Below are 18,650 nucleotides of genomic sequence, written 5' to 3' on the forward strand. Positions count from 1 at the left end.
GACATGAGCACTCTGGCAGGCAAGACCATCCTGATGTCGGGCGGCAGCCGTGGCATCGGCCTGGCGATCGCGTTGCGCGCCGCGGCGGACGGAGCGAACATCGCCATGCTCGCGAAGACCGACACCCCGCATCCGAAGCTCGAGGGCACGGTGCACTCCGCCGCCGAGCAGATCCGGGCCGCGGGCGGGCAGGCGCTGCCGATCGTGGGCGACGTGCGCGATGACGACGACATCACCGAGGCCGTCATGAAGACGCAGGGCGAGTTCGGCGGGATCGACATCGTCATCAACAACGCCAGCGTGATCGACCTGTCGCGCTCGCTCGACCTGGGCGCGAAGAAGTACGACCTGATGCAGGACGTCAACGTGCGCGGCACGTTCATGCTGTCGCGCGCGGCCGTGCCGATCCTGAAGGATGCCGAGAACCCGCACATCCTGTCGCTGTCGCCGCCGCTCAACCCCACCCCGAAGTGGCTCGGCGCGCACACCGGCTACACGCTCGCGAAGTTCGGCATGACGATGGTCACACTCGGGCTCGCGGCGGAGTTCGCCCGCGACGGCATCGCCGCGAACACCCTGTGGCCGCGCACCACGATCGCCACGGCCGCGGTGCAGAACCTCCTCGGCGGCGACAAGGTCATGGCCGCCAGCCGCACGCCCGAGATCTATGCCGATGCCGCGTACGCGGTGCTCTGCACGCCTGCCGCGGGCTACACCGGGCAGACGCTGATCGTCGAGGACGTGCTCGAGGCGAACGGCATCACCGACTTCTCGCGGTACGCCGCGGTCCCCGGCACCCCGGACGAGGCGCTCTTCCCGGACATCTTCCTCGACTGAGGCGGGGGCTGGGCGCGGCGGGGTGTCGCAGATGGCCGCTTCGCGCGCGTGGATGCGGCCTTTCGCGTCCCCCGGGCGTGGGTGGCCGGTGGGTGGGGCCTCAGAACAGCAGGTACACGGCCCCGGCGACGGTCAGCCCGATCACGATGCGGTCGAACAGCCGCTGGTCCAGCCGCCGGGCGAGTGCGAGGCCTGCGAGCGCGCCGACCACGACGAGCGGGGCGAGCAGGGCGTCCATCAGCAGTACCGGCGGCGCGAACAGTCCGAGGCCCGCGAGGAACGGCACCTTCACGAGGTTGATGATCGCGAAGAACCAGGCCGACGTGCCGAGGAAGACCTGCACCGGGGTGCGCGTGGCGAGAAAGTACATCGACATCACCGGCCCGCCCGCGTTCGCGACCATCGTCGTGAAGCCGCCGAGCGTGCCGTAGGTTCCGGCCAGCAGGATGCCGCCGGGTGCTGCGGCCGCGGCATCCGTCCTGTTCTGTCGCCACCGCCGCCACAGCGTCACCGCGATCATGAGCAGCAGGATCACGCCGATCGCCCGACGGACGATGCCGTCTCCGGCCAGCGCGAGGAACGCGAAGCCGACCAGCAGCCCGGCGATCACGGCGGGCGCGAGGCGCAGCAGCGTCGGCCAGTGGGCGTGGCGGCGGTAGGCGATCAGCGCGAAGATGTCGCCGACCATCAGCAGCAGCAGCATCGCGGCCGTCGATGTGCGCGCGGGAAGCACCGCTGCGAAGAGCGCGATCGCGAGAATGCTCCCGCCGGGTAGCGCGGTCTTCGAGATCCCGATCGTCACCGCGGCGAGACCGAGCGCCGCCCACGCCCAGGGGTCGAGCGTGATCACCGCGGCCGCGACACGATCAGCGGCGTGCGGCGGCGAGCGAGGCGGTGAACCGTGCGGCGCGCTGCTCGATGTCGACCCAGTCGGATGCCGCGATCGAGGCGCCGTTCGCGAGGTCGCCGCCCGCGCCGACCGCGACCGCACCGGCGGCGAACCACGCGGCGAGGTTGTCGGGGCTCACGCCGCCCGTCGGCATGAGCGGTGCGGTGGGGAACGGGCCGCGCAGCGCGCCCAGGTACGAGGGGCCGCCGAGAGATGCGGGGAAGATCTTCACCACGTCGACACCGAGCGCCAGTGCGCCCATGACCTCGGTCGGGGTCATCGCGCCGGTCATGACGACGCGGCCGGTGTCGAGCATCGTGCGGGTGAGGTCGGGGAGCGTGCCGGGGCTCACGAGGAACTCGGCGCCGGCCTCTGCGGCATCCGTTGCCTGCTCGGGAGTGGTCACGGTGCCTGCGCCGATGTACGCGGCGTCGCCGTGGCGGGCGATCAGCTCGCGGATCACGGCCGGGGCGTCGGGTGTCGAGAACGTGACCTCGATACCGGTGACGCCGCCGCGGATGATCGCCTCGGAGGCCTCGAGCGCGAGCTCGGGAGAGGGTGCGCGCAGCACGGCGAGGATCCCGGTGGTGCGGGCGCGGTCGAGACGGTCAGGCATGGAGCTCCTCGGGGTGGGGTGATCCTATTCTCCCGGATCGCCACCTGTAGTGACAACCGACGCCGCAGGCCCCGGGCCTTTCCCACCCGCCACCGCGTACCCTGGTAGTCATGACCGATATTCCCCGCACGCGCGAGACGCGCCCCGCAGCACCCGCGTCCGCCCCGCAGGGAAAGCCGGCGCAGGGCAAGATCCGCTCCACGAAGCCCGCGCAGGTGCGCCCGGCGACCGAGGGGTGGACCCAGCAGAAGGATGCCGAGGGGCGCCCGCTTCTGCAGTTCGCGAGCCCAAAGCGGGGCAAGCCGCCCGTGCACCTCGCCGACCTGACTCCCGCCGAGCGCATCGAGAAGGTCAAGGAGCTGGGGCTGCCCGGCTTCCGCGCGAAGCAGCTGTCGACCCACTACTTCCGTCACTACACGTCGGATCCCGCGCAGATGACCGACCTGCCTGCCGACACCCGCGAGCAGCTCGTGGCCGGCATGTTGCCGCCGCTGCTCACCGAGGTGCGCCGACTCGAGACCGACCGCGGCGACACCGTCAAGTTCCTCTGGCGCCTGCACGACGGCGCCCTGGTCGAGTCGGTGCTCATGCGCTACCCCGGCCGCATCACGCTCTGCGTCTCGAGCCAGGCCGGCTGCGGCATGAACTGTCCGTTCTGCGCGACCGGCCAGGCCGGGCTGACGCGCAACATGTCGACCGCTGAGATCATCGAGCAGATCGTGCGCGCGAACCGTCTCATCGCCGAGGGTGGCCTGGGCGGCAAGAAGGCCGACGACCACAGCATGGAGCGCGTGTCGAACATCGTCTTCATGGGCATGGGTGAGCCCCTCGCCAACTACAAGCGGGTCATGGACGCCGTGCGCATCATGGTCGCCGCGCAGCCCGACGGCCTGGGCATGAGCGCCCGCGGCATCACGGTCTCGACGGTCGGACTCGTTCCGGCGATCAAGAAGCTCGCCGACGAGGGCATCCCGGTGACCTTCGCCCTGTCGCTGCACGCACCCGACGATCACCTGCGCGACGAGCTCATTCCGGTGAACTCCCGCTGGAAGGTCGACGAGGCGCTCGACGCCGCGCGGTACTACTACGAGAAGACCGGTCGCCGTGTGTCGATCGAGTACGCGCTGATCAAGGACATGAACGATCACGCCTGGCGCGCCGACCTGCTCGCCGACAAGCTCAACGAGCGCGGACGCGGCTGGGTGCACGTGAACCCGATCCCGCTGAACCCGACGCCCGGCTCCATCTGGACCTCGTCGACGCGTGAGGCGCAGAACGAGTTCGTCCGTCGCCTCAACGACGCCGGCATCCCGACGACCCTCCGCGACACCCGCGGCAAGGAGATCGACGGCGCCTGCGGTCAGCTGGTCGCGACGACCGAAGACGAGGCCGCTTCCGCCGCGATGGCCTGAGTCCCCGACTCCCGCTGTCCGTCCCGGACCCCGAGCTGTTCGGCACGGGCGAGCCAGCGGTCGATGACCGGTACGCCGGCATCCTTCACGCCGAGTAGGCGATGCGTGCGCACGGAACGAATGCCGCAGAGCTTCATCGTGTTGCGCGCCACCTGCGTCTGCGCGGGCAGACCGGTGAAGGGCACGGCGAACCACGGGGTGTCGGCGAGGAGCAGCAGGCGTCCTCGGGGTGCGGGGAGCAGTCCTTGGGGGAGCCCGAGCTTCGTGTAGCGGTACTCCTGCTGCGGCAGCAGCGCGCGGTCGAAGAAGCCCTTGAGCACCGCGGGCACGGAACCCCACCAGAGCGGCGTGGCGACGACCACGGTGCGGGCGTCGCGCAGCGCCTGCTTGGCGTCGGCGAGGTCGGGCTCGAGGGGCATGCGCTCGCGGTAGCCGAAGCGCAGGTGCGGGTCGAACGTGAGGTCGCGCAGCGCGAGAACGCGTGCGTCGCCGTGGCCCGCGGCATAGCGGCGTGCGAGTTCGGCGGTCAGGGAGCGGGCGTCGGGGTGGCCGTCGATCACGAGTGCGGACATGCGCGGTTCCAATCTGGACAGTGTCAAGTAGGTGGACAATGTCAAGATAGGAGAGGATGTTGCTCATGTCAAGTTCGAAGGACGGCTACCACCACGGCGACCTCGCCCGGGCGCTCGAGGATGCCGCGATGCAGCTGCTCGAGCGGATGCCGGCAGGCGACATCAGCCTCCGCGAGGTCGCGCGCGCCGCGAACGTCAGCCACAACGCGCCGTACCATCACTTCGCCGACCGCCTCGGGCTGCTCAAGGCGCTCGCGGAGCGCAGCATGGCCGACCTGCTCGCCCAGGTCCGTGCCGCCGCCGAGGCCGCTGAGACTCCGCGCGCGGTGATCCTCGAGGGCGGGTTCGCCTACATCCGCTTCGCCGTCGAGCATCCGCACGCCTTCGACGCCGTCTACGACCCCACCGTCTGCGTGCCCGGCTCGCCGACCGCGACCATGGCGCCCCTGATCGACGGCCTCGAGCGGGTGCTCGCCGAGGGTGCCGTCGCCGCCGGCCTCGATCAACCCGCCGATGTAGTGGCCCTGTGGGGTCTGATCCACGGGCTCGGCACGCTCTGCGCCGCCGGGCACTTCTCTCTCGACGACGCCTTCGCCGCCCACACCGCGACTGTGGAGCGCCTGCTCGCCTCCTGACATCAGCGCCGCACAGAGCGGCGTTTTCGCCACCGGAACAGCTGTTCCTGTGAGGCGTTCGCAGGACTCTTCCAACCGACGCACAGGCGGGGTTCCCTACATTGGTCTGATGCCCTACTCCGCCCACCGACCGGGTCGCTTCGACTCGCAGGGTCGGATCATCCTCGACAGCGACCCGAACGCTGACACGGATGACCTCGACTTCCTCCGCGAGTTCGAGCCCACCGGCGCCGACCCCGAGGTCGGCCCCGAGAACCGTGCGCCGCAGCAGCCCGACGCCGATGAGCCGTCAGCCGACCCCGCGCCCGCCGCCGCTCGCCCGCCTCGTGAGCCGCGTGTGCGCCGTCCGCGCACGCCGCGCACGCCGGGCTCTCGTGCCCGGACCCTGGCGATCCTCGGCGGTGCGGAGGGCGAGATCCTCGACCGCGTGCCCGGCGAGACGCCGCGGTTCATGCAGATGTTCTTCGTGCTCGCCGGAACCGCGCTGGTCTCGGCGATCTCGATGCTGTTCGCGCTGACCACCGGTGTGCAGGCGGCCGTCTGGCTCGCGGTGCCGCTCGCGCTCGTCTGGGCGCTGATCATCTTCAACCTCGACCGCTTCCTCACCTCGACCATGGCGTCGACGAAGAACGTCTGGCGCCTCATCGGCCTCGCGATCCCGCGAGTGATCATGGCCGCGATCATCGGCTTCGTGGTCGCCGAGCCGCTCGTGCTGCAGATCTTCCACAACGACATCGCCCGTGAGGTCGCCGCGACCAACATCACCCAGTCGCAGTCCGACCAGGAGGCGCTCGAGACCGGTCCGGAGAAGATCGCTCTCGACGCGGCATCCGCTCGGGTCGCCGAGCTCGAGAACCAGGCGGCCACCGGCATCGTCGCCGGCACCGGCGCTGCCTCCGCCACCGAGGCGGCCGCGCAGGCCACCGTCGACGACCTCACCGCGAAGATGACCGCCCAGCAGGGCGTCATCGATCAGGCTCGCGTGCTGTACCAGTGCGAGCTCACGGGCGAGGGCGCCGGCACCGTTCCGGGCTGCACCGGTGTGAACGGCGAGGGCGCGAGCTCGGATGCCGCGCAGGCGCAGCTCGCGCAGGCGCAGCAGACGTATGACGCGCTGGGCGCGCAGCTGCGCACGGCCAACGAGGAGCTCGCCGCTGCGGGCACCGCCGCCAAGGAGAGCACGTCGACGTCGGAGGCGCAGAACCGTGAGCAGGCGCAGACACAGCTGCCCGCGGCCCGCGACACCTATGACCAGGCACTCACTGCCTACAACGCGCGGGCGGATGCCGTGGCCCAGGGCAATGCGGGAGCGGTCGGGCTGCTCAGCCAGATCAGTGGCCTGAACCGACTCAGCGAGAAGGAGCCCACGATCCTCTGGGCGCACATCCTGATCGCGGCGCTGTTCTTCATGATCGAGCTGCTGCCGGTCCTGGTGAAGGTGCTCACGAGCTACGGAGACCCGAGCCTCTACGAGAAGGCCGCGGCGATCCGCAAGCAGGTCGCGCTCGACCGGGTGACCGCGGAGGGCTTCCGCGACCGTGCGGCGATCGTGACGAGTCAATCGCAGGGGATCGAGACGGATGCCGGCTCCGGCTCCGGCTCCGGCTCCGGCGAACCGCAGACGCGGGCGCAGCGCCGCGAGCTGCACGAGACGCCCGCACTCGTCGACTGACCTTCCGGTCGCAGTTGCTGCCGCCCCGCGCGACCCCGGGCGGCAGCAACTGCGACCGCAACGCGTTCACGACTGCCTGAGACCGGTCACGGCATCCGGCCCACCTCCGCTCGTGGAGCCAGTAGCGTTGGACCATGGTCAACTATCGCTATCTCGGAAACAGCGGTCTCAAGGTCTCGGAGATCACCTACGGCAACTGGGTCACCCATGCTTCTCAGGTCGGCGACGACGCCGCCGTGAAGACGGTGCACGCCGCGCTCGACGTGGGCATCACCACCTTCGACACCGCAGACACGTACGCCAACACCGCGGCGGAGGTCGTGCTCGGCAAGGCGCTGAAGGACCAGCGCCGCGCGGGGCTGGAGATCTTCACCAAGGTCTACTTCCCGACCGGGCCGAAGGGCCCCAACGACACCGGCCTGAGCCGCAAGCACATCATGGAGTCGATCGACGGCTCACTGCAGCGTCTCGGCACCGACTACGTCGACCTGTACCAGGCGCACCGCTTCGACTACGAGACCCCGCTCGAGGAGACATTCCAGGCCTTCGCCGACGTCGTCCGTCAGGGCAAGGCGCTCTACATCGGCGTCTCGGAGTGGACCGCGGAGCAGCTGCGTGAGGGTCACGCGCTCGCGAAGCAGCTCGGCATCCAGCTCATCTCGAACCAGCCGCAGTACTCGATGCTGTGGCGCGTGATCGAGGGCAAGGTCGTTCCTGCGTCGGAGGAGCTCGGCATCTCGCAGATCGTCTGGTCGCCGATGGCGCAGGGCGTGCTCAGCGGCAAGTACCTGCCGGGTCAGCCGGTGCCGGAGGGCTCGCGCGCGACCGACCCGCACAGCGGCGCCGACTTCATCAAGAGCTTCCTGCAGGACGACATCCTCACCGCCGTGCAGAAGCTGAAGCCGATCGCCGACGAGGCGGGCCTGTCGATGCCGCAGCTCGCGATCGCCTGGGTGCTGCAGAACCCGAACATCGCCGCCGCGCTGGTCGGAGCCTCGCGTCCGGAGCAGCTCGCCGAGACGGTGAAGGCCTCGGGCGTGAAGCTCGACGCCGACACGATGGCCGCGATCGACACCGCACTGGGCGACACGGTCAACCGCGACGCCGAGCACACGTACTCGACCTCGCCGAAGTCGCGCCTGGTCTGAGTCACGCGCACCGCAACACGAAGGCCGCCGTTCCGAGGAACGGCGGCCTTCGTCGTGGGTGGGGGGCTACTCCTTCACCGCGCCCGCCGTCAGGCCCTGCACGATCCAGCGGCTCGCGAGCGCGAACATCACCATGGTCGGCAGGATCGTGATCACCGCTGCGGCGCTCATGGATCCCCAGTCGATGTTGAACGTCGAGATGAAACCGTTCAGCGCCGACGGCACGGTGCGATTCGCGTCGGTGTTCATCAGCACGACCGACAGGAACAGCTCGTTCCAGCAGTTGACGAAGTTGAAGATGAACGCCGCGATGATGCCGGGCGTCATCACGGGAACCAGCACCCGGAACAGGGCGCCGAGCCGTGAGCATCCGTCGATCATCGCCGCCTCCTCGAGCGCGTCGGGTACGTTCTCGAAGAAGCCACGCAGCATCACGGTCGAGAACGGGATGCAGATCGCGATGTACACGAGGATCAGTCCGGGCTTGGTGTCGACGAGCCCGAGGTTGGTCATCATCGAGTACAGCGGACCCAGGGCGATGAACGCCGGGATCATCTGCGTCAGCAGGAACGCGATGAGCACCGCGCCCTTGCCGCGGAACTCGAACCGTGCGATCACGTAGGCGCTCAGCAGGGCGATCAGCGTCGCGACGGCACCCGCGACGATCGCCACCAGCGCGGAGTTGCCCAGGAACGTCGCGAACGAGCTCTGCTCGAACAGCTTCACGTAATTCTCGAACGAGGGCTCGCTCGGCCAGTACTCGATCGGGAATCTGTTGATCGTGCCCGGCGACTTGATCGAGGTCAGCGCGATCCAGTACAGCGGGAACAGTGTGATCACGAGCCAGAGCCCGAGGCCCACGACGCGCACCACGCCGCCGGGGGTCACGCGCCGCTTCGGGCGGGGAGCCTTGGCGAGATCGGGGACGGTGAGACGCCGGGTCTCCGTGACTGTCGTTCCGGTGATCGTCATCGCTGCGCCTTCCGCATCGCCATCAGGTAGAACGCGCAGAACACGAACAGGAACGCGACCACGATCAGCCCGATCGCACTCGCGATGCCGTAGTTGCCCTGCTGGGTGTAGTTGATCATCCAGGTCGTGATGATGTGCGTCTGGTTCGCGGGCCCGCCGTTGGTCATGGCGTAGATGATGTCCGGGAAGTTGAAGATCCAGATCACCCGCAGCAGCACCGTCAGCAGAAGCGTCACGGCGATGTACGGGATGATGATCGAGAACAGCTGGCGCACCTTGCCGGCGCCGTCGAGGCTGGCGGCCTCGAGCATCTCGTCCGGGACGGACTGGAGGGCGGCGAGGATCATGATCGCGAAGAACGTGACGCCGTACCAGATGTTGGCCACGATCACCGCGAACATCGCGAGCTTCGGATCCGCGAGCCAGGGGAGCGGCGCGTCGATGAATCCGGCCTTCATGAGCAGGTCGTTGACCACGCCGAACTCGGCGTTGAACATCCAGCGGAACAGCATCCCGATCAGGAAGCCCGACACCGCCCACGGGAAGAACACGAGCGCCTGGTAGAGCCCGCGGAAGCGGAATCGCTTGCGCAGCGCGAGCGCGATCAGGAAGCCGATCACCAGCTGCGGTACCAGCGAGCCGACCACCCAGAGGATCGAGTTCCATGCGACGACGGGGAACGCGGGGTCCTGGAAGACCGTGACGAAGTTGTCGAAGCCGACCCACGGCGTCGACGTCAGGTCCCACAGGTTCCAGTCGTGGAACGCCATGCGGGCGCCCTGCAGCATCGGCCAGTACGTGAACCAGCACACGAACACGATCGCCGGGGCCAGGAAGGCCAACAGCGTCAGCGCGTGGCGGCCGCGGAACTGCCGGCGCCGGGGGCCCGGGGAGGCCCCGCCGGCTGCTTTTCGAGAAGCAGTGCCGGCGGAGCCTCTCTCACGAAGAGAGGATGCCACGGATCAACCCTTCTCCGCGGCGTACTTCTCGGTCCAGAAGGTGTCCCACGAGGCCAGCAGGTCGCTGGTCGACATGTTGCCCAGGAGCACGTTCTGCACGTCCTGGTCGGACTTCTGGATCCATTCGGTCCACCAGCTGACCCCGCGCGGCTGACGCACGTTCACGTAGGTCTCGGGGTCCTCGGTCATGGTGACGTAGCTGGTCCACGGTCCGGACGAGTAGAACTCATCGTCTGCCGCCTCGGTGATGATCGGCACCAGGCTGTTGGCCTGCGCGAACTCGGTGGCGGGCTCGGCCGACGAGAGGAACTCGATCAGCTTCACGGCCGCCTCCTTGTTCTCGCTCTTCTCGGCGACACCCCATCCGGCGACGGCGAGCGGCTGTGCGGCCTTGCCCGTGGGGCCGACGAGCAGCGGAGCGGTGTCCCACTGGTCCTCGGTCAGCGAGGAGTCCTGCACGGTGGCGATGACCTCGGGGTCCTGCAGCAGGAACGCGGTGGTGCCGTTCGTGAAGCCGGCGACCATCTCGGGGTAGCCCCACGACACGGCCGAGGGCGGCGACGCCTTCTCGAACAGGGCGAAGTAGTCATCGACCGCCTGCTGCGCCTCGGGTGCGGCGAAGATCGTCGAGCCGTCCTCCATCAGGAACGCGTCGTCGACGTTCAGCCCGTCGATCGTGTACGCCTCGATCGCGGCGACCACGTTGCTGTTCGCGTTCGGCCCGCCGCGGAAGGCGTAGCCGTAGACGTTGTTGGAGGGGTCCTGGATCGCGCTGGCCTGCTCGAGCAGGTCTTCCCAGCTCTTGGGCGGGCCGTCGAAGCCGGCGTCGGCGACGAGGTCGGTGCGGTAGAACAGCGACAGGCCGTAGAAGCCGTAGGGCACGAAGTAGCTCTTGCCGTCTTCGGCCACCGACGCCGCCTGCGCGTTGTCGGTCAGGGCGTCCCAGCCGTCCCACTTCTCGAGGTCGCCGCCGAGGTCGTACAGCCACCCGTTGTTGGCGAACGGCCCGACGGTGATGTCGCGCACCTCGAGCACGTCGACGCCCTTGCCGGACTGCAGCATCTGCTGGATCTTCTGGTCGGCCTGCTCGGTGGGCGGCGAGATCAGGCTGACCTTGATCTTCGGGTTCTCCTTCTCGAACTCGTCGAGGAGCCCGCGGATCAGGTCGGTGCGGGCCGGATTGGTCAGGCTCTCGACCATCTGCAGGGTGACGGTGCCGTCGGCGGCCGGACCGCTGCTGCCGGAGCAGCCGGTCAGTGCGAGTGCGGCGACGGTGCCGAGTGCCGCAGCTGCCGTCAAGATCTTGTTCTTCACGATGTGCCTCTCAGGATGGGTGGTGCGTGTGGGTGATGAGGAGGGGTGGTGCTCGGGTGGTGCTCGGGTCGGAACGGAGGGGACGGGTCAGGAGATGACGACGGATGCCGGGGCGTGGATGCCCGCACGTCGGAGGATCGAGGGGATGCAGCGGTCGACGAACGCCTCGAAGTCCGAGGCCTCGGTGTACAGGTGCGCCGAGAGGCGGAAGTAGCCGATGCCGCGGAAGCTCGTGAAGGCGGTCTCGACCGCGGTCTCGTCGAGCAGCTGCATGCGCAACTCGTCCGCTTCTTCCCGCGAGGAGCCGAGTCCGAGGGGGAGGCGGACGAGACGCATCGACGGGACAGGGGAGGGGAGCGGGGTCAGCGGATCCTCGTCGCCGTAGGGACGGAATCCCTCGGCGATGATCTCGGCGCCGGCATCGGCCATCTGCACCATCGCCTCGCGCGTCTGCTGCCAGCCGATCTCGCTCTCGATGAAGTCGATCGCGGCGGGCGTGCTGAGGTAGGTGGTCGCGTCGATCGTGCCCTGCGTGTCGAAGCGCTCGGGGAAGAACTCGTGCGCCGCCCACGAGTCGATCAGCGGCCAGAGGTCGTCGCGGTCGGCGGCCGTGGTCACGAGCAGCGCCGAGCCGCGCGGGGCGCAGGGCCACTTGTGCAGGTTGCCGAACCACCAGTCACCGCCGGCGACCGCGGCCGCGTCGGGGATCAGCCCGGGGGCGTGCGCGCCGTCGACGAGGGTACGCACACCGCGCTCGGCCGCCAGCCGCGCGATGCGGGCGGTCGGCAGCAGCCGCGCCGTGGGAGAGGTGATCTGGTCGACGACGATCAACCGGGTGTGCGCGGTGATCGCGTCGCTGAAGCGCTGCACGACCTCGTCGTCGGAGGCGAGGAGCGGAAGCTCGACGGTGCGCACGTGTGCGCCGAAGCGACGGGCCAGGCGCTGCGCCCCCATCGTGATCGCGCCGTATCCCTGGTCGGTGACGAGGATCTCGTCGTCGCCGTCGAGCCGCATCGCGTTGTAGACGACGGTCGCCGCAGCCGAGGCGTTGGGCACGAACGCCGTGTCGTCGGGGCGGGCGCCCACGAACGGGGCGGTGTGCTCGCGCGCTTCGCGCACCCGCTCGGCGATGCGGGGGAACCACTCGACGGGGCTGCGGTCGGCGCGGCGACGCAGGGCGTCCTGATGCGCGACGACGGCCGACGGGACTGCACCGAAGGAGCCGTGGTTGAGGTGGATGACCTCGGGGTCCAGCGGCCAGGCATCCCGCGCGCGATCGACGGAGTTCAGCCGGAGCGGCGCGGGGAAGGGAAGGGCTGACATGCGTCCTCATCTGCAGGGCGGGGCGGAGTTGTTGCACAACTTTGCCATAGAGTCCGGAATATCGCCATGAAAATTCGGAACTGAGGCATAGTTGTCATACGAATTGGCCGGACTGCCCCCATCCGACAGACTCACAGAGGAGTTGGCGTGTCAGGGAGGATCACGATGAGCGCACTGGACACCGCGCTGCACGGACTGCGGACGCTGATCGCCGACGGAGCCCTGCGCCCGGGCGACCGGCTTCCCAGCGAGGGTGAGCTGTGCGAACGGCTCGGGGTGTCGCGGGGGTCGCTGCGCGAGGCGATCCGCATGCTCGCCGCGCTCGGCGTGCTCGAGACGCGACACGGATCCGGCAGCTACGTCGGAGAGCTGCGGGCGGCCGACCTGATCGGCAGCCTCTCACTCACCGTCGGACTGCTGCCGATGGAGGGCGTGCTCGAGCTCACCGAACTGCGCCGCGTGCTCGAGCCCCACGCTGCCGCGCTCGCCGCCGCCCGGATGGACGCGGCGACGGTCGAGAAGCTCGACCACGTGCTCGAGCAGATCGAGGCGAGTGACGACTTCGAGCTGCACTCACGGCTGGACCACGAGTTCCACATGACCATCTCGCGGGTCGCGGGCAACGACGCCCTTACCAGCCTGATCGATGTGCTGCGTTCGCGCTCCCGCGCCTACCGCATCCCCGATGCGGGTGACGCCGCCGAGCTCAAGCTGCACTCCGACGCGGGGCACCGTGCGATCCTGCGCGGGCTCGCCGCCGCGGACCCGGTCGCGGCGTCCGCCGCGGCGTCGTCGCACGTGGCGTACACGGAGTACTGGGTGCGCCGGTACACCGACGCGGAGTCGCAGCCCGAGGCGTGAGCGCGGGCGCCGTGCTCAGTCGAGTGTGATGTCGACCTGGATCTCTGCAGCGAGACGCTCGAGATCGGCCCGCAGAGCGTCGAGGTCGACGGATGCCGTCACCCGCGCGGTGACGGATGCTTCGAAGAGTCGTCCGCCGGCCATCGCCGCGTCGCGCGTCTCGGTCGCCAGTTCTTCGATGCTGAGCTCATGGGCGTTCAGCACCGACGACACCTCGCGGACGATGCCCGGCCGGTCGTTGCCGAGCACCTGGACGGTCAGGAGCTGATCCTCCTCGAGCGTCGCGGCGGAACTGCCGGTGAGGACCGTGAGCGTGAGGAGACCCTGGCCCTGCAGCCCCCGCAGAGCGCTCTGCAGCTCCTCGGCGCGGTCGGCCGGGACCGAGACCTCGATGACACCGGCGAACGTGCCGGCGAGTTCGGAGAGCGAGCTGTTCTCCCAGTTGCCGCCGTGCGCATCGACGACATCGGCGACGGCGGCCACGAGTCCGGGTCGGTCTGCTCCGGCGACGGTGAGGATGAGAGTGGTCATGCGGCCAGCGTAGCCGGAGCGGTCGGCGGCGTCAGTCGGCCCAGATGCCCGTCTCGAGGAAATGATCCAGGCGCGCGGCGTGGGGAGCGAGGTCCCAGCCCTGAGCGGCGACCCACTCGTCGGAGTAGTACGTGCGGGCATAGCGGATGCCGCTGTCGCAGATGAGCGTCACGACGCTGCCGGTCTCGCCCGCCGCCCGCATGCGTGCGATCAACTGGAACGCACCGTACAGGTTGGTGCCGGTGGACCCGCCGGCGAGGTGCAGGGTGCGTGCGCGCAGCATCCGGATCGCGGCGATGGAACCGGCATCGGGCACCCGGATCATCTCGTCGATCACGGTGGGCACGAATGACGCCTCGACACGGGGTCGGCCGATGCCCTCGATGCGGCTCGGGCGTCCGACCGGTGCGTCGACGGTGCCCGCCCACCCGTCGTAGAAGGCCGAGCCCTCGGGGTCGACGACCGCGATCTGCGTCTCGTGCCGGCGGTACTTCACGTAGCGGCCGAAGGTCGCGCTGGTTCCCCCGGTGCCGGCGCCCACGACGATCCAGCGGGGGATCGGATGCCGCTCCTGCGACAGCTGGCTGAACACGCTCTCGGCGATGTTGTTGTTGCCGCGCCAGTCGGTCGCGCGCTCGGCGAACGTGAACTGGTCGAGATAGTGCCCGTGGCAGTCCGACGCGAGGCGCTGCGCCTCGGGCGACATGTCCTCGGCGCGGTCGACGAAGTGGCACCGACCGCCGTAGAACTCGATGAGGTCGATCTTCTCCTGGCTGGTCGAGCGCGGCACCACGGTCACGAACGGCAGCCCCAGCATCCGTGCGAAATACGCCTCAGACACGGCGGTCGATCCGCTGGATGACTCGACGAGGGTGGTGTTCTCGTGGATGTGGCCGTTGACGAGACCGTAGAGGAGGAGGGAGCGGGCCAGGCGGTGCTTGAGGGAGCCGGTCGGATGCACCGACTCGTCCTTCAGGTACAGATCGATGCCCCACTCGGGCGGCAACGGGAAGAGGTGCAGGTGAGTGTCGGTGCTGCGGTTGGCGTCGGCTTCCAGCAGGGCGATCGCGGTGCTGGTCCAGGAGGTCACCGATCGAGCGTAACGCGCCTGATCACTTCGCGGTGTAGCCGCCTTCGCCCGTCTCGCCGTCGTACGTGAAGACCTCGTCCTCGAGAGTGATGGTGATGTCGTCGCCGAGCGGCTCCTGGGCGAGCAGCTTCTCTTCGAGCATCGTCATCCGCTCGTCGTACTCGCGTGCCTGCGTCTCGTCGACTCCCCAGATCGTCGCGACCTTCATGTCGGTCAGGAAGTAGAGGAAGGCCGAGACGGCGGTGCGGTTGAACTCGCTGTCGGGGATGCTCTGCCACAGCGCCCCCGAGTCGCGGAGCCGCTTGTACTCGTCGATCTTCGCCTCGAGTCGAGTCGCGATGCCCGTCGGATCGGCGTCGGGATCGGAGTCCGGGTCGGGGGCCGGGTCGGAGGGCGCGTCGGACGGGAAGGCCGGTTCCTCGGTGACCGCGGTCGGAGGGAGGGGAGAGGACGAGCCCCGCACGGCGCCGAGGAAGAGCCCGATGGCGACCGCGACACCCACGATCGCGAGCACGACGACCCCGCCGATGATCGCGAGCACGACGCCGAGGCGATTCGAGGATGCCGGGGGAGCAGAGGGGTACGGCGCGGCGTGAGCCGACGCTGGCGGAGGGCTCAGCGGCGGCGCGAGCGGGGGCAGGGCGGGAGCCATCGGGGCCCCTGAGTCGAGCGGTGGCGGAGGGACGACCCGGTCGGGATCGGCGTCGGTTCCGTGCTCATCGACCATCGTGCGCCCCCTGGTTCGCCTCGGCGGAACTCGCCTCAGCTCACCGTACCCGCGCGGGATGCCCCGCCTTCGCCGTCGATGTGAAGCAGAGACGCCTGCGACTGCTCCTGCTGCAGCTGGAACTCAAAGCGCGAGCGGTCGCCGCGGTGGTACGCGACGAAATACTCCATGGGCGCGCCGTCTTCGCCGCGACTGACGCTGCGAAGCCGGAGCAGCGCGGAACCCGCACTCACGCCCAGGTGCTGCGCCTGCTCGTGCGTGGCGACCGTCGCCTCGGCCGACCGCACGCCACTGGTCGCGATGATGCCGTGGTCGGCCAGAAGGCGATACAGCGAGCGCTCGCTCAGATCGACGCCGAGGGTGACGGTGCCGACCTGCTCGGGCATCCACGTCGTCGACAGCGACCAGGGCTCTCCGTCGACGTGCCGCAGGCGCTCGAGCGCGACCACCGGTGCGCCGACGGGGACCTCGAGGGCCGCGGCGATCTCGTCGTCCGCCGTGCTGCGCTCATGGCGCAGAACATCGCTGTGTACGTGCCCGCCGCGCCGCTCGACATCGTCGTACAGACCGATCAGCGTGTGCACCAGGCTTTCGCTCGTCCGCGGACGCGAGACGAACGTGCCCTTGCCCTTGACCCGTTCGACCAGTCCCTCGTGCTCGAGCTGCGCGAGCGCCTGGCGCACCACGGTGCGCGAGATGCCGTAGCGCTCACAGAGCCGGTGCTCACCGGGCAGCGGATCGCCGGGGAGCAGCCCGTCGCGCGCGATGCCGTCGATGATCAGCTGGCGCAGCTGGTCGTACATCGGCGCCGGGGAGTGCCGGTCGATTGCGTCGGTGCCGGTCGTCTCGGTGCTCGGGTCGGTGCCGGTTCCGGTGCTCGGGTCGGTGAGGGTCATGTCAGTACGCGACTCCCGCGTGCAGGATGATGTTCGCGTACGGGGTGAACTCTCCCGTGCGCACGAATGCGCGAGCCGCGTGCGTCAGGGCCTTGAACTCGACGTGCGGGATGAGTTCGATCTCGAAATCCATCTCCGCGAACCGCTCGCGCAACGCCGCCAGCATCTCGGGACTGTTGTCGGCCACCTCGGACGACACGGTCGCGCCCTCGACCACCATCTCGGCGAGCACGGTGTCGAGCACATCGAGGAACGCCGGTGCACCCGGACGGTAGGCCAGATCGATGCGCTCGGAGCCGAAGGGGATCGGCAGCCCGGCATCCGTCACCACCAGCGTGTCGGTGTGCCCGATCTCGCTGATCACGCGGGACAGGGTGGGGTTGATCGTGGTGGCGGTCTTGCGCATCGGGTTCTCCGGTTCTCGGGTGTGGTCTCAGTGCGCGGCAGTCGCGACGTCGGCGATCGACGCCGACTCGCGCTCCGCGAGGAACGCGTCGACCTCGGCCCGCAGCGGCAGGCTCGGCGATGCGCCCTGCTTGGTGACGGTGAGCGCGCCCGCGGCGGTCGCCAGGCGCACGGCTTCGGTGAGCGTGCCCCCGTTGGCGAGGGCGGCACCGAGGTATCCGGCATACGCGTCGCCCGCGGCGGTCGTGTCGACGGGCACCACCGGGAACGGCGCGACGACCGTGACCGCCTCAGGCGTGACGACGCACGAGCCCTGGCCGGCGAGAGTGATCACCGCGGCGCCGACGCCCTGGGCGAGGAACCACCGGCCGGCGCGCTCGGCGGACTCGGGGTCGGTCACCTCGATGCCGCTGATGAGCGACGCCTCGGTCTCGTTCGGGGTGACGATGTCGATGTTCTTCCACACCTCGGCGGGCAGGGTGGCCGCGGGAGCCGGATCGAGGATGACGGTCATGCCGTGCTCGCGTCCGCGGGCCGTGATGTGCGCGGTGAGGGCGGACGGCGTCTCGAGCTGCGTGAGCAGGACCGATGTCGTGGGAGCGAGAGCCGCCAGGGCCTCGTCGACCTGCGCGGTGCTGAGTGCCGCGTTGGCCAACGGCACCATGACGATGTCGTTCTGCGCCGACGCGTCGACGCGGATGTGCGCGATGCCGGTCGGCCCCGGCACCGTGCGCAGATGCGTCAGGTCGACCCCGGCCTCACCGAGTCCGTCGACGACGAGGTCGTGGAACAGGTCGTCGCCCACACAGCCGACGAAGCTCGTGCGGGCACCCGAGCGGCCCGCGGCCACGGCCTGATTCGCGCCCTTGCCGCCGAGCATCAGCGTGAACTGATCGCCGAGGATCGTCTCACCCCGGGCGGGAAGCCGCTGCGAGAAGGTGGTCACATCGGCGGTCACGCTGCCGACGATGACGACGCCCGATCGGTCGCCGGGGTGTGCGGGGGCCATGACGCTCCTGATCTTCTTCGACAGCATGGGGCAGCGCGACGTCTTTGACATCGTCAGCGGCTGTCATTACATTAGCCGAAGCCGAACCTGTAACGACAGGTTGGCCGCGAGGAGACCCGATGACTGCGATCGCGCCCCGACTCTATGTCGACAGCGCCGACACCGACCGGGTGTCCCGGCTTCTCAGCGCGGGAGTGGTGCACGGTGTGACCACGAACCCCACGATCCTCGAGCGCGGCGGACGCACTGCCGCCGAGATTCCCGACCTCTACGCCCGCTGGGCAGAGGAGGGGGCCGGAGAGATCTTCTTCCAGACGTGGGGCGGTGACACCGCGTCGTTCCTGCGCAACGCGGAGGGCATTCGTGCGCTCGGCGACCGGGTCGCGGTGAAGGTGCCCGCGACGGCCGACGGGTTCGCCGCGGCATCCGCCCTCGTCCGCGACGGCGCGACGGTGCTCGTCACCGCCGTCTACACCGTGGCGCAGGCGCTGGCGTGCGCCAGCATCGGCGCGCACTACATCGCGCCCTACCTCGGCCGTATGCGCGATGCGGGCATCGACGGCGACGCCGTGATCGCGCGGATGCAGCAGGTGTGTGTCGGGAGCGAGTCGAACGTGCTCGCCGCCTCGCTGCGGTCGCCCGACGACATCACGGCCCTCCGCCTCGCGGGCGTGCCCTACTTCACCGCCGCGCCCGATGTGATCGAGCAGATGCTGTTCGACGCGGTGAGTGACAGCTCGGCGGCCGAGTTCGACGCGGCGATGGGTCGCTTGGGCGCCTGA

20 protein-coding genes are annotated in these 18,650 nt (G+C 69.4%); 7 read left to right on the forward strand and 13 right to left on the reverse strand.

The window, feature by feature from the left end; all coding sequences use genetic code 11:
- The first annotated feature begins 3 nt into the window (after positions 1-3).
- Positions 4-837 (forward strand): SDR family oxidoreductase, encoded by an 834-nt coding sequence (locus AC2D10_RS13410; protein ID WP_484708379.1) that lies wholly within the window; start codon positions 4-6, stop codon positions 835-837.
- 100 nt (positions 838-937) lie between these two features.
- On the opposite strand, the gene AC2D10_RS13415 is transcribed toward AC2D10_RS13410, so the two are convergent.
- Positions 938-1,687: a sulfite exporter TauE/SafE family protein gene (locus AC2D10_RS13415; protein WP_484708381.1), complete on the reverse strand. Its 750-nt coding sequence runs from the start codon at positions 1,685-1,687 to the stop codon at positions 938-940.
- 16 nt (positions 1,688-1,703) lie between these two features.
- Complete coding sequence (locus tag AC2D10_RS13420) at positions 1,704-2,342, reverse strand: bifunctional 4-hydroxy-2-oxoglutarate aldolase/2-dehydro-3-deoxy-phosphogluconate aldolase (RefSeq protein WP_484708383.1); 639 nt, start codon at positions 2,340-2,342, stop codon at positions 1,704-1,706.
- 110 nt (positions 2,343-2,452) lie between these two features.
- Here AC2D10_RS13420 and rlmN point away from each other — a divergent pair, with 110 nt between their 5' ends.
- The gene (gene rlmN / locus AC2D10_RS13425; protein ID WP_484708384.1) at positions 2,453-3,754 is read left to right on the forward strand and encodes a dual-specificity RNA methyltransferase RlmN; all 1,302 of its coding nucleotides are present in this window, start codon (positions 2,453-2,455) and stop codon (positions 3,752-3,754) included.
- Here the strand turns inward: rlmN and AC2D10_RS13430 are convergent.
- Positions 3,703-4,326, reverse strand: coding sequence for an NAD(P)H-dependent oxidoreductase (locus AC2D10_RS13430; RefSeq protein ID WP_484708386.1), 624 nt, complete (start codon positions 4,324-4,326; stop codon positions 3,703-3,705). The two genes, rlmN and AC2D10_RS13430, sit on opposite strands and share 52 nt — an antisense overlap.
- Positions 4,327-4,391: 65 nt before the next feature.
- Here AC2D10_RS13430 and AC2D10_RS13435 point away from each other — a divergent pair, with 65 nt between their 5' ends.
- The 3 genes from AC2D10_RS13435 to AC2D10_RS13445 all read left to right on the forward strand — a co-directional run bounded on the left by AC2D10_RS13435 (position 4,392) and on the right by AC2D10_RS13445 (position 7,781).
- Positions 4,392-4,961 (forward strand): TetR/AcrR family transcriptional regulator, encoded by a 570-nt coding sequence (locus AC2D10_RS13435; protein WP_484708388.1) that lies wholly within the window; start codon positions 4,392-4,394, stop codon positions 4,959-4,961.
- A gap of 109 nt (positions 4,962-5,070) precedes the next feature.
- Complete coding sequence (locus AC2D10_RS13440; protein ID WP_484708389.1) at positions 5,071-6,633, forward strand: DUF4407 domain-containing protein; 1,563 nt, start codon at positions 5,071-5,073, stop codon at positions 6,631-6,633.
- 134 nt (positions 6,634-6,767) lie between these two features.
- A complete protein-coding gene (locus AC2D10_RS13445) occupies positions 6,768-7,781 on the forward strand; it encodes an aldo/keto reductase family protein (RefSeq protein ID WP_484708391.1) in 1,014 nt (337 codons plus the stop codon).
- Positions 7,782-7,847: 66 nt separating this feature from the next.
- On the opposite strand, the gene AC2D10_RS13450 is transcribed toward AC2D10_RS13445, so the two are convergent.
- The 4 genes from AC2D10_RS13450 to AC2D10_RS13465 form a co-directional block, all read right to left on the reverse strand.
- A complete protein-coding gene (locus tag AC2D10_RS13450; RefSeq protein ID WP_484708392.1) occupies positions 7,848-8,753 on the reverse strand; it encodes a carbohydrate ABC transporter permease in 906 nt (301 codons plus the stop codon).
- Positions 8,750-9,712 (reverse strand): carbohydrate ABC transporter permease, encoded by a 963-nt coding sequence (locus AC2D10_RS13455; protein ID WP_484708393.1) that lies wholly within the window; start codon positions 9,710-9,712, stop codon positions 8,750-8,752. The genes AC2D10_RS13450 and AC2D10_RS13455 overlap by 4 nt, the downstream gene beginning before the upstream one ends.
- Positions 9,713-9,715: 3 nt before the next feature.
- Positions 9,716-11,026 carry an ABC transporter substrate-binding protein gene (locus tag AC2D10_RS13460; RefSeq protein WP_484708394.1) on the reverse strand — a complete coding sequence of 437 codons (1,311 nt, stop codon included), beginning with the start codon at positions 11,024-11,026 and terminating at the stop codon, positions 9,716-9,718.
- Positions 11,027-11,113: 87 nt separating this feature from the next.
- On the reverse strand, positions 11,114-12,349 hold the full coding sequence (locus tag AC2D10_RS13465; protein ID WP_484708395.1) for an aminotransferase class V-fold PLP-dependent enzyme: 1,236 nt from the start codon (positions 12,347-12,349) through the stop codon (positions 11,114-11,116).
- Positions 12,350-12,514: 165 nt separating this feature from the next.
- On the opposite strand from AC2D10_RS13465, the gene AC2D10_RS13470 reads away from it, so the two are divergent.
- Positions 12,515-13,210 (forward strand): FadR/GntR family transcriptional regulator, encoded by a 696-nt coding sequence (locus tag AC2D10_RS13470; protein ID WP_484708396.1) that lies wholly within the window; start codon positions 12,515-12,517, stop codon positions 13,208-13,210.
- 15 nt (positions 13,211-13,225) lie between these two features.
- Here the strand turns inward: AC2D10_RS13470 and AC2D10_RS13475 are convergent, their stop codons facing one another.
- From AC2D10_RS13475 to AC2D10_RS13500, 6 genes are read right to left on the reverse strand one after another with little or no spacing between them, the layout of a single operon-like run.
- Positions 13,226-13,741 (reverse strand): glycine cleavage system transcriptional repressor, encoded by a 516-nt coding sequence (locus tag AC2D10_RS13475; RefSeq protein WP_484708397.1) that lies wholly within the window; start codon positions 13,739-13,741, stop codon positions 13,226-13,228.
- A gap of 31 nt (positions 13,742-13,772) precedes the next feature.
- Positions 13,773-14,831: a PLP-dependent cysteine synthase family protein gene (locus tag AC2D10_RS13480; RefSeq protein ID WP_484708398.1), complete on the reverse strand. Its 1,059-nt coding sequence runs from the start codon at positions 14,829-14,831 to the stop codon at positions 13,773-13,775.
- Between the two features lie 22 nt (positions 14,832-14,853).
- On the reverse strand, positions 14,854-15,558 hold the full coding sequence (locus AC2D10_RS13485; protein WP_484708399.1) for a hypothetical protein: 705 nt from the start codon (positions 15,556-15,558) through the stop codon (positions 14,854-14,856).
- 35 nt (positions 15,559-15,593) lie between these two features.
- On the reverse strand, positions 15,594-16,454 hold the full coding sequence (locus tag AC2D10_RS13490; RefSeq protein ID WP_484708400.1) for a GntR family transcriptional regulator: 861 nt from the start codon (positions 16,452-16,454) through the stop codon (positions 15,594-15,596).
- A 1-nt stretch (position 16,455) separates the two neighbouring features.
- Entirely contained in the window at positions 16,456-16,860 is a 405-nt protein-coding gene (gene rbsD, locus AC2D10_RS13495; protein WP_484708401.1) for a D-ribose pyranase, read from the reverse strand.
- Between the two features lie 27 nt (positions 16,861-16,887).
- Positions 16,888-17,868, reverse strand: coding sequence for a ribokinase (locus tag AC2D10_RS13500; protein WP_484708402.1), 981 nt, complete (start codon positions 17,866-17,868; stop codon positions 16,888-16,890).
- A gap of 119 nt (positions 17,869-17,987) precedes the next feature.
- On the opposite strand from AC2D10_RS13500, the gene AC2D10_RS13505 reads away from it, so the two are divergent.
- Positions 17,988-18,650 (forward strand): transaldolase family protein, encoded by a 663-nt coding sequence (locus tag AC2D10_RS13505; RefSeq protein ID WP_484708403.1) that lies wholly within the window; start codon positions 17,988-17,990, stop codon positions 18,648-18,650.

This window comes from Microbacterium sp. PI-SA-G (genome assembly GCF_057215335.1).

Excerpts from the sequence above, each read along its gene's own strand:
- AC2D10_RS13410 (WP_484708379.1), top strand. The coding sequence starts at position 4 with ATGAGCACTCTGGCAGGCAAGACCATCCTGATGTCGGGCGGCAGCCGT.
- AC2D10_RS13420 (WP_484708383.1), bottom strand. The coding sequence starts at position 2,342 with ATGCCTGACCGTCTCGACCGCGCCCGCACCACCGGGATCCTCGCCGTG.
- rlmN (WP_484708384.1), top strand. The coding sequence starts at position 2,453 with ATGACCGATATTCCCCGCACGCGCGAGACGCGCCCCGCAGCACCCGCG.
- AC2D10_RS13430 (WP_484708386.1), bottom strand. The coding sequence starts at position 4,326 with ATGTCCGCACTCGTGATCGACGGCCACCCCGACGCCCGCTCCCTGACC.
- AC2D10_RS13435 (WP_484708388.1), top strand. The coding sequence starts at position 4,392 with ATGTCAAGTTCGAAGGACGGCTACCACCACGGCGACCTCGCCCGGGCG.
- AC2D10_RS13440 (WP_484708389.1), top strand. The coding sequence starts at position 5,071 with ATGCCCTACTCCGCCCACCGACCGGGTCGCTTCGACTCGCAGGGTCGG.
- AC2D10_RS13445 (WP_484708391.1), top strand. The coding sequence starts at position 6,768 with ATGGTCAACTATCGCTATCTCGGAAACAGCGGTCTCAAGGTCTCGGAG.
- AC2D10_RS13450 (WP_484708392.1), bottom strand. The coding sequence starts at position 8,753 with ATGACGATCACCGGAACGACAGTCACGGAGACCCGGCGTCTCACCGTC.
- AC2D10_RS13465 (WP_484708395.1), bottom strand. The coding sequence starts at position 12,349 with ATGTCAGCCCTTCCCTTCCCCGCGCCGCTCCGGCTGAACTCCGTCGAT.
- AC2D10_RS13470 (WP_484708396.1), top strand. The coding sequence starts at position 12,515 with ATGAGCGCACTGGACACCGCGCTGCACGGACTGCGGACGCTGATCGCC.
- AC2D10_RS13475 (WP_484708397.1), bottom strand. The coding sequence starts at position 13,741 with ATGACCACTCTCATCCTCACCGTCGCCGGAGCAGACCGACCCGGACTC.
- AC2D10_RS13485 (WP_484708399.1), bottom strand. The coding sequence starts at position 15,558 with ATGGTCGATGAGCACGGAACCGACGCCGATCCCGACCGGGTCGTCCCT.
- AC2D10_RS13490 (WP_484708400.1), bottom strand. The coding sequence starts at position 16,454 with ATGACCCTCACCGACCCGAGCACCGGAACCGGCACCGACCCGAGCACC.
- rbsD (WP_484708401.1), bottom strand. The coding sequence starts at position 16,860 with ATGCGCAAGACCGCCACCACGATCAACCCCACCCTGTCCCGCGTGATC.
- AC2D10_RS13500 (WP_484708402.1), bottom strand. The coding sequence starts at position 17,868 with ATGGCCCCCGCACACCCCGGCGACCGATCGGGCGTCGTCATCGTCGGC.
- AC2D10_RS13505 (WP_484708403.1), top strand. The coding sequence starts at position 17,988 with ATGACTGCGATCGCGCCCCGACTCTATGTCGACAGCGCCGACACCGAC.